The organism is Allobosea sp. CRIB-10, assembly GCF_900112185.1.
GTDB lineage: Bacteria > Pseudomonadota > Alphaproteobacteria > Rhizobiales > Beijerinckiaceae > Allobosea.
Window position 1 is genome coordinate 40,855 of sequence record NZ_FOKP01000013.1, and the last position, 12,464, is coordinate 53,318.

The 12,464-nt window shown below is 66.4% G+C and carries 17 protein-coding genes and 1 tRNA gene; 9 read left to right on the forward strand and 9 right to left on the reverse strand.

Annotated features, from left to right (window positions below):
- Positions 1-304 precede the first annotated feature (304 nt).
- From BMZ69_RS16890 to BMZ69_RS16900, 3 genes are read left to right on the forward strand one after another with little or no spacing between them, the layout of a single operon-like run.
- A complete protein-coding gene (locus BMZ69_RS16890) occupies positions 305-1,846 on the forward strand; it encodes an undecaprenyl-phosphate glucose phosphotransferase (protein ID WP_092158866.1) in 1,542 nt (513 codons plus the stop codon).
- Positions 1,843-3,081 carry an O-antigen ligase family protein gene (locus BMZ69_RS31630; RefSeq protein WP_175506839.1) on the forward strand — a complete coding sequence of 413 codons (1,239 nt, stop codon included), beginning with the start codon at positions 1,843-1,845 and terminating at the stop codon, positions 3,079-3,081. The genes BMZ69_RS16890 and BMZ69_RS31630 overlap by 4 nt, the downstream gene beginning before the upstream one ends.
- The gene (locus BMZ69_RS16900; protein WP_175506840.1) at positions 3,078-4,232 is read left to right on the forward strand and encodes an acyltransferase family protein; all 1,155 of its coding nucleotides are present in this window, start codon (positions 3,078-3,080) and stop codon (positions 4,230-4,232) included. Before BMZ69_RS31630 ends, BMZ69_RS16900 begins: the two co-directional genes overlap by 4 nt.
- Here BMZ69_RS16900 and BMZ69_RS16905 read toward each other — a convergent pair.
- Together BMZ69_RS16905 and BMZ69_RS31635 are read right to left on the reverse strand one after the other, a co-directional pair.
- Complete coding sequence (locus BMZ69_RS16905) at positions 4,205-5,017, reverse strand: class I SAM-dependent methyltransferase (protein ID WP_092158632.1); 813 nt, start codon at positions 5,015-5,017, stop codon at positions 4,205-4,207. The two genes, BMZ69_RS16900 and BMZ69_RS16905, sit on opposite strands and share 28 nt — an antisense overlap.
- 142 nt (positions 5,018-5,159) lie before the next feature.
- Positions 5,160-5,330, reverse strand: a complete 171-nt coding sequence (locus BMZ69_RS31635) for a hypothetical protein (protein ID WP_175506841.1) — start codon at positions 5,328-5,330, stop codon at positions 5,160-5,162.
- A gap of 153 nt (positions 5,331-5,483) precedes the next feature.
- Here BMZ69_RS31635 and BMZ69_RS16910 point away from each other — a divergent pair, with 153 nt between their 5' ends.
- Positions 5,484-5,987, forward strand: coding sequence for a YciE/YciF ferroxidase family protein (locus tag BMZ69_RS16910; protein ID WP_092158634.1), 504 nt, complete (start codon positions 5,484-5,486; stop codon positions 5,985-5,987).
- A gap of 15 nt (positions 5,988-6,002) precedes the next feature.
- Here BMZ69_RS16910 and BMZ69_RS16915 read toward each other — a convergent pair whose 3' ends face one another.
- Together BMZ69_RS16915 and BMZ69_RS16920 are read right to left on the reverse strand one after the other, a co-directional pair.
- Positions 6,003-6,956, reverse strand: a complete 954-nt coding sequence (locus BMZ69_RS16915) for a LysR family transcriptional regulator (RefSeq protein ID WP_092158636.1) — start codon at positions 6,954-6,956, stop codon at positions 6,003-6,005.
- Positions 6,957-7,051: 95 nt separating this feature from the next.
- Positions 7,052-7,477, reverse strand: coding sequence for a DoxX family protein (locus tag BMZ69_RS16920; RefSeq protein WP_092158638.1), 426 nt, complete (start codon positions 7,475-7,477; stop codon positions 7,052-7,054).
- Between the two features lie 186 nt (positions 7,478-7,663).
- Between BMZ69_RS16920 and BMZ69_RS16925 the strand changes: the two genes are divergently transcribed.
- Both BMZ69_RS16925 and BMZ69_RS16930 read left to right on the forward strand, forming a co-directional pair.
- A complete protein-coding gene (locus BMZ69_RS16925) occupies positions 7,664-8,596 on the forward strand; it encodes a ring-cleaving dioxygenase (RefSeq protein WP_092158640.1) in 933 nt (310 codons plus the stop codon).
- A gap of 69 nt (positions 8,597-8,665) precedes the next feature.
- The gene (locus BMZ69_RS16930; RefSeq protein WP_092158642.1) at positions 8,666-9,295 is read left to right on the forward strand and encodes an alpha/beta hydrolase; all 630 of its coding nucleotides are present in this window, start codon (positions 8,666-8,668) and stop codon (positions 9,293-9,295) included.
- Positions 9,296-9,302: 7 nt separating this feature from the next.
- Here the strand turns inward: BMZ69_RS16930 and BMZ69_RS31640 are convergent, their stop codons facing one another.
- On the reverse strand, positions 9,303-9,452 hold the full coding sequence (locus BMZ69_RS31640; RefSeq protein ID WP_158673524.1) for a hypothetical protein: 150 nt from the start codon (positions 9,450-9,452) through the stop codon (positions 9,303-9,305).
- A 139-nt stretch (positions 9,453-9,591) separates the two neighbouring features.
- Positions 9,592-9,894, reverse strand: a complete 303-nt coding sequence (locus BMZ69_RS16935; protein ID WP_092158644.1) for an SH3 domain-containing protein — start codon at positions 9,892-9,894, stop codon at positions 9,592-9,594.
- Between the two features lie 119 nt (positions 9,895-10,013).
- Between BMZ69_RS16935 and BMZ69_RS16940 the strand changes: the two genes are divergently transcribed.
- The 3 genes from BMZ69_RS16940 to BMZ69_RS16950 all read left to right on the forward strand — a co-directional run bounded on the left by BMZ69_RS16940 (position 10,014) and on the right by BMZ69_RS16950 (position 10,761).
- Positions 10,014-10,298, forward strand: a complete 285-nt coding sequence (locus BMZ69_RS16940) for a hypothetical protein (RefSeq protein ID WP_092158646.1) — start codon at positions 10,014-10,016, stop codon at positions 10,296-10,298.
- Positions 10,299-10,412: 114 nt separating this feature from the next.
- Positions 10,413-10,616 (forward strand): hypothetical protein, encoded by a 204-nt coding sequence (locus BMZ69_RS16945; protein ID WP_139219078.1) that lies wholly within the window; start codon positions 10,413-10,415, stop codon positions 10,614-10,616.
- Positions 10,617-10,683: 67 nt separating this feature from the next.
- A tRNA-Pro gene (locus BMZ69_RS16950) sits at positions 10,684-10,761 on the forward strand.
- 257 nt (positions 10,762-11,018) lie between these two features.
- Here BMZ69_RS16950 and sugE read toward each other — a convergent pair.
- From sugE to BMZ69_RS16965, 3 genes are all read right to left on the reverse strand, one after another.
- Positions 11,019-11,333, reverse strand: coding sequence for a quaternary ammonium compound efflux SMR transporter SugE (sugE, locus tag BMZ69_RS16955; protein WP_092158650.1), 315 nt, complete (start codon positions 11,331-11,333; stop codon positions 11,019-11,021).
- Between the two features lie 136 nt (positions 11,334-11,469).
- Complete coding sequence (locus BMZ69_RS16960) at positions 11,470-12,027, reverse strand: MerR family transcriptional regulator (protein ID WP_092158868.1); 558 nt, start codon at positions 12,025-12,027, stop codon at positions 11,470-11,472.
- Positions 12,028-12,062: 35 nt separating this feature from the next.
- Complete coding sequence (locus BMZ69_RS16965) at positions 12,063-12,377, reverse strand: integration host factor subunit alpha (protein ID WP_057192231.1); 315 nt, start codon at positions 12,375-12,377, stop codon at positions 12,063-12,065.
- Positions 12,378-12,464: the final 87 nt, after the last annotated feature.

Here is a 12,464-nt window from a genome sequence, read left to right on the forward strand (position 1 = left end):
CCCGAAACTATGCTTTTTGTCAACTCAAACACGACTTTAGGGGTATTCACCACCCATTTTCCGACCTTCGAAACCCTGCGCTAATACCTTGAAGGCCCGAGCGAAAATCGACCTTTCTCAGCCCGAGAAAAAAGATGCTTTCACGATGTGGTTTCGAGGCGCCCCGCCGGGCTGAATTCGCTTCAAATCCCGATCGCTTCCGCAGAGTCCGATTAAGTCTTCCGTGAGCAATTTGCGCTAGGTCGAGATGGCTTTTGGCGTGGCGCGCGTATCGATCGCCATGCGCGAGCGGGGACTGGACCACATGGGCGCTTTCGACGTTCGCGACCTGATCAAGGCGGATTCCGCCGGCTCCGCGCCGATGAGCGGAGACTCCAGCGGCACCCGGGCCTTCCACCCGCTGGCCGAGCGCATCGCCGCCATGCCGGTCAAGCAGACATTGTCGCCGGTGCTGATCGAGGGGCTGGTGCGCCTTGCAGACGTGCTGGTGATCCTCGGCGTCGGCGGGTTGATCTTCGCCCTCTACGTCGCCGGCGTGGTCGACTACACCCTGCCCTATCAAATCACCGTGCCGCTGCTGGCGCTCGGCGCGCTCGCCGTGTTCCAGGCGCTGCACCTCTACCATGTCGGTGCGCTGCGCAATTTCATCAGCATGGCGGTGCGGATCACCGCCGGCTGGACCGTGCTGTTCCTGCTGGCGCTGGCCGGGTTCTTCTTCCTCAAGGTCGGCGACCAGGTCTCGCGCGTCTGGCTCGCGGGCTTCTACGGCGTCGGTCTCGTGCTGCTGCTCGCCGAACGTGCCGCGGTCACGCTGATCGTGCTGCGTCTCACCCGGATGGGGCGGCTGGAGCGGCGCACCGCGATCGTCGGCGGCGGCCCGGCCGGCGAGGAGCTGATCAAGGCGCTGGAAGCGCAGCGCGATACCGGCCTGCGCATCTGCGGCGTGTTCGACGACCGCAACGACGACCGCTCGCCCGATCTCGTCGCCGGCTATCCCAAGCTCGGCACGATCGACGACCTCGTCGAGTTCGCCCGCCGCACCAAGCTCGACCTGGTGATCTTCACCCTGCCGATCTCGGCCGAGGCGCGCCTGCTCGCCATGCTGCGCAAGCTCTGGGTGCTGCCGATCGACATAAGGCTCTCGGCCCATATGTCGAAGCTCAGATTCCGGCCGCGCTCATATTCCTATATCGGCGCGGTCCCGGTGCTCGACGTGTTCGACCGGCCGATCGCCGACTGGGACATCGTCGTCAAATGGCTGTTCGACAAGATCGTCGGCACGCTGGCGCTGATCGCGCTCTCGCCGCTGATGATCGCGACCGCAATCGCCGTCAGGCTCGACTCGAAGGGGCCGATCCTGTTCCGGCAGAAGCGCTACGGCTTCAACAACGAGTTGATCGAAGTGCTGAAATTCCGCTCGCTCTATCATGAGATGAGCGATTTCTCCGCCGCCAAGCAGGTGACCAAGGGCGACCCCCGCGTCACCCGCGTCGGCCGCTTCATCCGCAAGACCTCGATCGACGAATTGCCGCAGCTGCTCAACGTGGTGTTCAAGGGCAACCTCTCGCTGGTCGGCCCGCGGCCGCACGCGATCCACGCCACCGCCTCGAACCGGGCCTATGAGCAGGTGGTCGACGGCTATTTCGCCCGCCACAAGGTCAAGCCCGGCATCACCGGCTGGGCCCAGATCCATGGCTGGCGCGGCGAGACCGACACGGAGGACAAGATCCAGCGCCGCGTCGAGCATGATCTCTACTACATCGAGAACTGGTCGGTGCTGCTCGATCTCTACATCCTGATCAAGACGCCGTTCTCGCTGATGACCAAGAACGAGAACGCCTATTGAGCACGCTGGCGCCAAGCCCCGGTCTCGGCAGGCGGTCGCGCCCGCGCCTGTCGCAGGCAGGTCTGCAGCGCGGATCGCTCTGGCTGCTGACCGCCTGCAGCTGGGTCGCGATCATCGAGCCCTCCCCCTATGAGATCGCGTTCCTGCTGGTGCTGGCGGTGTTCGCGCTCACCGGCATCCGCCTGTCGCGCGCGCTGCTGCCGCTCGCGCTGCTGTTGCTCGCCTTCAATCTCGGCGGGGCGATCTCGCTCGTGCCCTGGATGCATGATCCCGACGCGGTGCGCTTCATCGCCGTCTCGTTCTACATGATGGTCACCGCCATCGTGCTCGCCGCGGTGATGGCGGATGACACGCAAGCGCGGCTCGAGGCGCTGAAGCGCGGCTATCTCTTCGCGACCTGGTGCACCGGCATACTGGCGATCATCGGCTATTTCGACATCGCCGGCCTCGGCGAAAGCCTGACCCTGAACGGACGCGCCTCGGCGACCTTCAAGGATCCGAACGTGCTCGGGCCCTTTCTCGTGCTGCCGATCGTCTTCGTGCTGCAGGACATCCTGCTGGGGCGGCGCACGCTTCTCGGCGGCCTCGCCATCGTCAGCGTTCCGCTCGCGGCGCTGTTCCTGACCTTCTCGCGCGGCGCCTGGGGCAATCTGGTCGCCGCCGTGCTGATGATGCAGCTCCTGACCTTCCTGACGGCAGAGAGCTCCAGGATGCGGGCGCGGATCGTGGTGCTGACGCTGACCAGCCTGCTCCTGGCTGTGGTCACGCTCCTGATCGCGTTGTCGTTCGACGTGATCAGCGAGATGTTCGAGGTCCGCGCCAGCCTCAGCCAGGACTATGACCAGGGCGTCACCGGCCGCTTCGGCAGCCAGCTCCGCTCGATTCCGATGCTCCTGTCGGAGCCCAACGGCTTCGGGCCTTTGCGCTTCCGCTGGCTGTTCCTCCAGCAGGACCCGCACAACGTCTACATCAACGCCTTCGCCTCCTATGGCTGGCTGGGCGGCTTCTCATGGCTGGCCCTGACCGCGGCGACCTGCTGGGCCGGCTGGTGGCTCGTCTTCCGGCGCGGCCCGCTGCAAAGCCATGCGATCGTGCTGTGGTCGGTGCTTTTCGTCACGATCCTGCAGGGCATCCAGATCGACACCGACCATTGGCGCCATTTCTACCTGCTGCTCGGGCTGATCTGGGGGCTGGCTGCGATCGCCCGCCGCCGCCCGGCCAAGGTGACGCCATGACCGCCATCGCCGGAGACAGCCGCCAGAATCGCGCCATCCAGGTCCTGCGCGGGCTTGCGGCGCTGCTCGTCGTGATCGGCCATGCGATCCACGAGACGCAGGTCATGGGGACGGTGCTCGCTCGCCCTCCGATCGACGGCTCCTTCCTGCGCTGGGGCAGCGGCGTCGACATCTTCTTCGTCATCTCCGGCTTCATCATGGTCTACAGCTCGACGCAGCTGTTCCAGCGCCCCGGCGGATGGCGCAGCTTCCTGTGGCGCCGCTTCGTCCGCATCGTGCCACTCTACTGGCTGCTGACGACGCTATTGCTGCTGGGCGCGCTGGTCGCCCCGCAGCTGCTCAATGTGCCGATCGGCGACTGGCAGCATGTGCTGTCGTCCTATCTGTTCATCCCGTCCCTGCGGGCGCCGGGCGAGATCCGCCCGGTGATGGCGCTGGGCTGGACGCTGAACCTGGAGATGTTCTTCTATGCGCTGTTCGCCTGCACGCTCGTCCTGCCGATGCGCCGGGCCGTGCTGGCACTGACGGCCGGCCTTGCCGTGCTGGCCGGCATCGGATTGGCGTACGAGCCGTCGCAGGTCCAGCTCGCCTTCTGGACCCAGTCGATCATCCTGGAATTCGCCTTCGGCTGTCTGCTCGCGCTTGGTTATCTCGCGGGATGGCGGCTCGGCGCGATGCCGGCGCTGCTGCTGGCGCTCATCGGCTTCGCCGGCCTGCTGCAATGGCCGGGCTTGCTGGACTGGCCTGTCCCGGATGCGCTGCGTTGGGGCGTGCCTGCCCTGATGATCGTCGCGGCCGCAGCCCTCTATCGCAACCCGGCCGCCGTGGAGGGATCAGCGTCGCGGCTGATGGGCATCGCAGTGCTCCTGGGCAACGCCTCGTACAGCCTCTATCTGGTGCACCCCTTCGTGCTGCGCCCGTTGCGCAATCTCTGGACGCAGCTCATCGGCGGCGCGCTGCCGCTCACCGCCTATGTCGCGGCAGCGACGGTCGCCTCCTGCCTCGTCGCCCTCATGGTCTACCGCTATGTCGAGCAGCCGCTGCTGCGCTGGATGCAGGGTCGGAGCCGGCAGGACGGATCCGCATTGGCTCCGCAACGCCGCTCGGCCTCCCCTCTTGCGGCTCAGCGCTCCTTGCGCACGACCACATAGGCGTAGGTCGTCACGAAGCGCCAGTCGGCCTTGGCCGCGAGCCGGTTGAAGACAGCGTCCAGTCCACGCAGGCCCGGCATCCGGTCGAAATAGCCATGGCCCCAGAAGGGCTGGATGTGGATGTCGCTGAACCCTGCGCGCTGCAGCATCGGCTCGAGCGTGCCGCGGCTGCCTCGGCACCAGTCGTAGAAGGCCGGGAATTTCGGATCCCCGCCGCCCTCGCGCCGCGCCGGAAAGAGTGCGTGCACGATGGCGCGCGAGGCCTTCTCCGGCAGGACGTGGTTGAGCGCGAAGACCGGTGCCCACAAGGTCGGCACGAAGGCCAAGCCGATCCCGCCCGGCGCCAGCAGAGCGTGGATGTTGCTCCAGGCGCGCTCGACGTCACGGACATGCTCAAACACCATGCGCGAGACCATCATGTCATAGCCGTTGCGGGCGATGTCCGGCTCGCAGAGGTCTCCGGCAATGTCGAAGCGGGCGGTGCGCAAGCCCTCCGGCGTCAGGGCGAGCTCGCCCGCGTCAATGTCGTTGACGACGAGGTCGAGCCCATAGCGACGGGCTTCCTGCGCGGTGAAGAGCGGATCGCGGCCGCCGCCGATCTCGCAGAGCCGCTTTAGACCGAACTGGTGCATCAGCGCCAGGATCGTCGCCTCGTAGTGGTCCCAAGCCCAGCTGGAATGCCAGTCGGGCTGGAGCCCGGCGAAGAAGCTCTCCAGCGAGCCCTTGCCGGTCACGACAGCGCCCTGCGGCCGCAGCGGCCGATGATCAGCCAACGCCATCGACATCACGATATGTCCCGCTTTCCTGACATGAGGCGGCGACCCTGCGCCTAAGGCGAAGGGGGCGCAATCAGAGCCTTAAGGGACGGTTAACGAGCGCCCAGCCGCACCGGCTCGAAAAGAGACAACCACAGGCAGGCGACGCAGCTCAGCGCCGCCGGAACGCCTCGGGCCAGAGGTCGTTGCGCTCCAGCAAGAGGATCACGACGATGACCGCCAGCGTGACGACGACGGTCATCAGCTTGGCGTTCCAGGGTACGCCGCGGCCGATCAGCCAGATCAGCGCCAGGCCCGCGATGAGGGGAATGAGCAGTTCCATGGCGCCAGCCTAGCTCAGATGCCGGCAGGCCGCATCCGCCATCGCCAATCTCCGGAACAGTTCGCGGCGGCGCACGTTGCAGCGACAGGGAAGCATGTCGTCGGCAGGCGGCATCGGTTTCAGCAATCCACATCATGCGAGCAGGAGGAAGGCATGGGCCTGTTTTCCAAGGATATCAAGACGATGGACGATCTCTTCGTGCATCAGCTCCAGGACATCTACTACGCCGAGAAGCAGATCAGGAAAGCTCTGCCGACCATGATCGAGAAGGCCACGGATACGCAGCTGCGTAACGGTCTGCAGGCTCATCTCGGCGAGACCGAAGGCCATATCCGCCGGCTCGAGCAGGTCTTCCAGCAGCATGGCGTCGAGGCCAAGGGCACCGACTGCCCGGCGATCGACGGCATCCTCGAGGAGGCCGACGACGTGACCGGCGAGGTCGAGGACAAGCAGGTGCTGGATGCGGCGATCATCGCCGCGGCGCAGGCGGTCGAGCACTACGAGATCACCCGCTACGGCACGCTGACCGCCTGGGCCAAGCAGCTCGGACGAGAGGACTGCGCCGCCCTGCTGCAGCAGAATCTCGACGAGGAGCATGCCGCCGACAGCAAGCTGACCAAGCTGGCGGAAGCCGGGATCAATCGCCAGGCGGCCTGACGTTCCAACCTCCGACTACGCCTCGGCCGGCGAGGATGCCTCGGCATCTTCCCGGCCTATGGCCCCGCCCTCCATCAATGGCCGCAATTTCGTCAACTCGGCCGCCATGAAGTCGAGGAAGAGCCGCACACGCGGCGAATGGCGCAGATCCGGATGGGTCAGCAGCCAGAGATCGGCGGCATAGCCGGTCTGAGGCGGGGCGAGTCGCGTCAGGCCCGGGCGCTTGTCGGCGATGAAGCAGGGCAGGAAGCCGATGCCGATGCCGGCTTCGACCGCTTCGGCGAGACCCAGCACGGTGTTGAGCTTGTAGACGGCCTGCTCGGCGGGGATGTGCTTCTGCCGGTACTGCACGACCTTGAAATTGCTGAACTGGTCGCCGAGCGAAATCCAGCGCTGCCCGGCGAGTTCGGCTTGGTCGGCGGGAGCCCCTTCGGGAAAATCGGCAGCTCGCCCATAGAGGGCCCAACCGATCTGCGCGACCCTCCGGCCGACAAGGTTCTCCGGCGGATTGTCGGTGGCGCGGATCGCGACATCGGCGTCGCGCTTGCTGAGGTTGAGCGCCTGGTTGCCGAGCAGCACGTCGAGCTTGATGTCCGGGCACTGCTTCATGAAGACAGCGAAGAGCGGCGTCAGCAATTCGACCAGCAGCGAGTCGTTGGTGGTGACGCGCAATTCGCCCGCCGGCAGGATCTCGCGGCCGGCGAGGCGGCGCGTGAAGCCGGCGATGTCGGTCTCCAGCCGCTCGGCCAGCGCCGCCATCTCCTCCCCCGCGGGCGTCGGCACATAGCCCGAGCGGTGCCGCTCGAACAGGCGCGTGCCGAGGCTCTCCTCGATCTGGCCGAGGCGACGGAAGACGGTCGAATGGTTGAGGCCGATCAACTCGGCGGCGGCCGGCAGGCTGCGTGCCTCGGCGATGGCCTTGATCAGCCGAAAATCGTCCCAGGCGACGGAAGAGGCGGCGGTCGGCAAGCGGGCGGCTCCGGGCGAATCGGCTTCCCAGATAGATGGTACGGGCGACAGGTTGCAGCAACCTGTCGCCCGTTCAGTCGTGATGTCGGTGAGGCTCAGGCCAGAGCGGGCTTGGCGGCCGCCGGGAGCCCGGCCGGACGAAGCGCCAGCGCGCCGTCGCCGATCAGGGCATGGCCGAGCGCGGTCAGGGCGAGGAAGGCGGGATATTCCCAGCCACCGTTCGGCGCATTGAAAACCCAGCCATTGGGGGCATGGATGAAGAGCGCGCCGAGCAGGATCGGCAGCAGCAGGATCGAAACATAGCGGCCATAGAAGCCGGTCAGGATGGCGAGCCCGCCGAGCACTTCCGCCAGGATGATCGGCCAGGCGAGGAAACCGGGCAGGCCGACCTGGCCAAGGAAGCCCGTGAAGCCCGCAACCGTGAAGACGCCGAACTTCAGATAGGCGTGGGCGATGAACATCACGCCGAGCGCGACGCGCAAGACGAGGGCGCCATAGGGGGCGAAACGAGTGTCGATCATGGTCTTTCTCCGAAGGACCGGTGTTGGTCTGGCTCAGAAAATGCCGATCTCTATCATGCAATTCAAATTGGCATTTCACGATAATCAGATTGCTTCTATGCAATGATTGGGGTCTGGCAATTTGGCGAGCCGCAATCATCTTGGCGTCAACGAGGGCCGCTTCTCGCAGCCCGGAGGACTATCGTCATGCAGATCAACGGCATCCACCACGTCACCGCCATCGCCGGCCCGGCGCGCCGCAATCTCGACTTCTACAGCCGCGTCCTCGGCCTGCGCCTGGTCAAGAAGACGGTGAACTTCGACGACCCGACCACCTGGCATCTCTATTTCGGCGATGCCGGCGGCAATCCGGGCACGATCCTGACCTTCTTCCCCTGGGAGCATGTCGCGCCCGGCCGGCTCGGTGTCGGCGAGACGCAGGAGACCGCCTTCCGCATCCCTGCAGCGGCGGTCGGCTACTGGACCCATCGTCTCATCGCCAACGGCGTCGCCCATGATGCCCCGCAGAAGCGCTTCGGCGAGACCGTGCTGAGCTTCCGCGATCCGGACGGGATGCGGCTTGCGCTGGTCGCGGTGCCCGGTGCCGAGAGCGAGCCGGCCTTCGACAATGGCGAGGTGCCCGTCGAATCCGCCATTCGCGGCTTCCACGGCGTCACCCTGCTGCTCGACAAGACGGAGACGACCGCCGCGATCCTGCGCGACGTCTTCGGCTTCGCCGAGGCCGGCCGCGAGAGCAACACCGTCCGCATGCGGGCGGAGGGCACCGCTCATGGCGGTATCGTCGACCTGCGCGCCGCCGGCGGCTTCCTGCCGGCGAGGATGGGCGCGGGCTCGGTGCATCACATCGCCTTCCGCGCCGGCGACGACGCGGAGCAGGCCCGCATGGTGAAGACGCTGACCGAGACCTTCGGCCTGCGCCCCACCGAGCAGAGGGACCGGAACTATTTCCGCTCCGTCTACGTCCGCGAGCCCGGCGGCGTACTGTTCGAGATCGCGACCGACGCGCCGGGCTTCGCCATCGACGAGCCGGCCGAGGATCTCGGCGGCGCCCTCAAGCTGCCGGCGCAGTACGAGACGCGCCGTGCCGAGATCGAGGCCGTCCTGCCGGCTCTGGTCTGACCTGCAGATGCGCTCCGCCTTCGGGCGGAGCGTCACCCATCCAATGTCATCGGGAAAGGAGGCCGCGTCATGAGCGCGCTTGAGCCCTTCATCCACCGCTTCGAGCCGGCGACCGCGCCCGGCCAGGCGCCGCTCCTGCTGCTGCACGGTACCGGCGGCGACGAGAACGATCTCTTGCCGCTCGGGCGCTCCGTCGCGCCGGGGGCGGCGCTGCTCTCGCCCCGCGGCCGGACGCTCGAAGCCGGCATGCCGCGCTTCTTCCGCCGGCTGGCGGAGGGCGTCTTCGACGAGGACGATCTCATCCGGCGCACGCATGAGCTCGCCGATTTCGTCGAGCAGGCGCGCGCGGAATACGGGCTTCCGGCGCCGATCGCGCTCGGCTTCTCGAACGGCGCCAACATCGCCGCAGCGATGCTGCTGCTGCGGCCGGAGGTGCTGGCGGGAGCGGTGCTGCTGCGGGCGATGTCGCCCTTCGTCAAGCCGCCTGCGGTGACGCTGGCGGCCAAGCCGGTGCTGATCGTCTCGGGCAGCTTCGACCCGATCATCCCCGAAGAGAACGCAGCGCGGCTGGCAGCGACATTGGCCGAGGCGGGGGCTGTGGTGGAGCACCGCAGCCTGCCGACCGGTCACGGCCTGTCACAAGCGGACTTGGGGCTGGTGCGGGACTGGTTGGCTCAGCGCCTCGCGTTCGCGGCGTGAGACGGGCTCAGGCTCCGGGCCTGGCGTGCTTGGTGAGATAGCACGTCAGGCCGAGCCCGCCGAGCATAACCGAGATCATATAGGGGCCGAACAGGCAGGTGACGAACACGGCCGCGATGAAGCCGAGCATCAGGCTGTTGCGCCAGTCCAGGGTCATGGCGGGGCCTCCATGAATTGGTGCCAGTATCATGAAGATAACCTTCACTCTGTGAACTGGATTTGAACAGAATCCGTTAATGAAATCTTACTGTGGACAGCCCTTGGTCATCCGGGCCGGGCTGCACGGCCTCGCTGGATCACCCGCAATCCCTGAGGAAGCGGCGCGCGACATAGCCCTCGGTGAAGCCGTCATAGCCCTTCGCCAACCGGGCATCGCTGGGCCAATACCTGACCTTGCTCCAGCCGCCGCGTCCGCCTTCGACGATCTGGACCTCGTCGCCGGCTTTCATGCGCAGGATCAGCGGGCTCTTCGCACCGGGGGCAGCGCGCAGCGCGACGAAGCCATCCCCCGTTTCAGGCACGATGCAAAACAGCGAGGCCCTCGCGTCACCGCCGAAAAGCAAGAGGCCAAGCAGAACCGGCAGAGCTGTGCGGATCATGGCGTCATTCCCCAGTCGGACAGGTCACAATGCCGCGAAACATCGCGGGTGCCGTGGCACCCGAAGCAATCTCACGCGTTGTTCTCGCAACGCCGCGATGCGGCCAGGAGACGAAAGCCATGATGTTCCAGCTTTTCAAGGTGATCGCCGAGAAAGTGCGCGAGCAGGCCGCCGACTATGCCGATGCACAGGCGCGCATCGGCCAGCGGACCGTCACCAGCGCGTTCGATCCATTCGGGCTGACGGCCATGATGACGGAGCAATCGCCAGTTTCAACGCCGCCCGTCGGTACCGAGTTGTGTCCGCCCACGCTGAAGAGCGAGCGGCGCGTGCGACGCAACGCGCGCCCGGCCGAGAAGCGACGATTGCGCCAGCGCCAGCGCCCTGCCCTGAACTTCGCTTGACGATGACCCTTTGCACCGGGAAATTCGGTGCATGGTTGATTGCCGGGACGCCGGATTGGCCGCCGCGCGAGACTTGGCCTCGCGCGGCAATACCGCAGCGGGGTGGTGGCGACCATGACCAACCTCCTCCTTGGCTTCGCCGCCATCGCGACGCTGGCAGCATCGCTCTGGCTCGCTTTCGAGAACAATGCGGTGATGGCTCTGCCGCTGGCGATCGTGTTCGCCGGCCTCGTCCGCACCCTGGTTCGCCGAACCGCCCGCAGAGGCATCACCCCTGCCGCAGTCGCGCCGCCTGCGCATGACGATCGGCAGATGTGAATCCCATGCGCATAGCGGCAATTGCCGCGTTGCATCGCCGCGGCCGGCCCTCTATAAGCCGTCGCGTCGGAGCGTAGCGCAGCCCGGTTAGCGCACTTGTCTGGGGGACAAGGGGTCGGAGGTTCGAATCCTCTCGCTCCGACCATTTTTCTCTGAAGTATCGATATCTTACGGACTAGCCTGCGAGGGCTGGCCAGCCGCTCGGCGGAGCAAGACCGCCGAAATGGCAGCTTCCCGGGCATAAGACGCGACAGATGTCCGCATCGCGCCCTGCCGCCCAGTGTCAGCCGGCCTTCATCAGCCACAGCAACCCATGCGCTCGTCCGGGCGCGCTCGCCCCCGGTTGGGATGACGACCCAACCGGGCACGCTGAATACGTGAGCTGATTGCCCGGCCGGGCCCTCAAGAAACGAGCTTGAGCCCGACGATGCCGGCGACGATCAGCCCGATACAGGCAAGACGCAGCGCCGTCGCCGGCTCGCCGAACAGGATGATGCCGAGGGTGGCGGTGCCGATCGTGCCGATCCCGGTCCAGAGCGCATAGGCCGTCCCGAGCGGCAGGGTCTTCAGCGCGAGGCCGAGCAGGCCGAGGCTCACCACCATGCTGCCGACCGTCAGCAGGGTCGGGATGAGGCGGGTGAAGCCGTGCGTGTATTTCAGCCCGATGGCCCAGCCGACTTCGAACAGACCGGCGAAGAGAAGATAAATCCAGGCCATGGCGGCCCTCCATTGAGAAGGGCGGGGTCGTCCACGCCTAGGGGAAAAACGCGGGCGAAAAGGCCTGCGGAGGTCGTCCTCGCCGGCTGATCTAGCGAGCCAGGGGCGAAGATTCAAGTCGCCGGGTCTGCCGAACTCAGCCGTCTTCGCCGGCGTTCGCGGTCGCCAGGGCGCCGTGCAGGAGGCGACGACACTCGATCAGCTCGGACAGCGTCGCCTTCAGGAAAGCAAGGTCGTCAGCCCCGACCAGCGGCTGCGCCGAGCGCGGCAGGGACGAGAGCAGCGCCTTGGCTGCGAAGCCCGGCTCGGCGATCGCTGCAGGACGGGTGGGCTGAGCCGGCGGCATCGGCTCTGCGCGCGGATCAGCCATCCGGGCCGCTGCCGGCGAAGGAGCGGCCGTACGGCCGCCGACGATCTCGCCGCCGCGGCCGATAGCCTGGACATGGCGCGGCCCCTGCTCCTTCAGGATGCGCTGCAGGCCCTTGATGGTGTAGCCCTCGCCATAGAGCAGGCGGCGGATGCCCTTGAGCAGCGCGACATCGTCGGGCCGGTAGTAGCGCCGGCCGCCGCCGCGCTTCAGCGGCTTGATCTGGGAGAAGCGCGTTTCCCAGAAACGCAGGACGTGTTGGGGAATGTCGAGGTCTTCGGCGACCTCGCTGATGGTTCTGAATGCGTCTGGGCTCTTGCTATCCAATTCGGCCTCGTATCCGCCGTCGTGGAACTCCAGAGTCACTCCTCCTCACCTACGCCGTTCAGTCCGTTGATCCGCGCCTTCATCACGTTGGACGGCTTGAACACCATCACGCGACGCGGCTCGATCGGGACCTCGACGCCGGTTTTCGGATTACGCCCGATTCGCTCGCCTTTGTCGCGCACCACGAACGAGCCGAACGAAGACAACTTGACGTTTTCCCCGCGCGCGACAGCATCGCAGATCTCGTCCAGCACCGCCTCGACCAGCTTCGAAGACTCCGTCCGCGACAGGCCGATCTTCTGATAGACCGCCTCGCACAAATCGGCCCGCGTAATCGTTTGCCCCGCCATCAATTCCTCCAAGGCGTTTCTTTCAGCAGCGGCGTCCCCGTTAACCCTAGCCCCACCGGAGCCGGACGCTAGGCGGCGAGGCGACTG

Excerpts from the sequence above, each read along its gene's own strand:
- BMZ69_RS16905 (WP_092158632.1), bottom strand. The coding sequence starts at position 5,017 with ATGTCGATGGCGTTGGCTGATCATCGGCCGCTGCGGCCGCAGGGCGCT.
- sugE (WP_092158650.1), bottom strand. The coding sequence starts at position 11,333 with ATGGCCTGGATTTATCTTCTCTTCGCCGGTCTGTTCGAAGTCGGCTGG.
- BMZ69_RS16935 (WP_092158644.1), bottom strand. The coding sequence starts at position 9,894 with ATGATCCGCACAGCTCTGCCGGTTCTGCTTGGCCTCTTGCTTTTCGGC.
- BMZ69_RS16945 (WP_139219078.1), top strand. The coding sequence starts at position 10,413 with ATGACCAACCTCCTCCTTGGCTTCGCCGCCATCGCGACGCTGGCAGCA.
- BMZ69_RS16900 (WP_175506840.1), top strand. The coding sequence starts at position 3,078 with ATGACCGCCATCGCCGGAGACAGCCGCCAGAATCGCGCCATCCAGGTC.
- BMZ69_RS16890 (WP_092158866.1), top strand. The coding sequence starts at position 305 with ATGGGCGCTTTCGACGTTCGCGACCTGATCAAGGCGGATTCCGCCGGC.
- BMZ69_RS31635 (WP_175506841.1), bottom strand. The coding sequence starts at position 5,330 with ATGGAACTGCTCATTCCCCTCATCGCGGGCCTGGCGCTGATCTGGCTG.
- BMZ69_RS16910 (WP_092158634.1), top strand. The coding sequence starts at position 5,484 with ATGGGCCTGTTTTCCAAGGATATCAAGACGATGGACGATCTCTTCGTG.
- BMZ69_RS16940 (WP_092158646.1), top strand. The coding sequence starts at position 10,014 with ATGATGTTCCAGCTTTTCAAGGTGATCGCCGAGAAAGTGCGCGAGCAG.
- BMZ69_RS16920 (WP_092158638.1), bottom strand. The coding sequence starts at position 7,477 with ATGATCGACACTCGTTTCGCCCCCTATGGCGCCCTCGTCTTGCGCGTC.
- BMZ69_RS16925 (WP_092158640.1), top strand. The coding sequence starts at position 7,664 with ATGCAGATCAACGGCATCCACCACGTCACCGCCATCGCCGGCCCGGCG.
- BMZ69_RS16930 (WP_092158642.1), top strand. The coding sequence starts at position 8,666 with ATGAGCGCGCTTGAGCCCTTCATCCACCGCTTCGAGCCGGCGACCGCG.
- BMZ69_RS31640 (WP_158673524.1), bottom strand. The coding sequence starts at position 9,452 with ATGACCCTGGACTGGCGCAACAGCCTGATGCTCGGCTTCATCGCGGCC.
- BMZ69_RS16965 (WP_057192231.1), bottom strand. The coding sequence starts at position 12,377 with ATGGCGGGGCAAACGATTACGCGGGCCGATTTGTGCGAGGCGGTCTAT.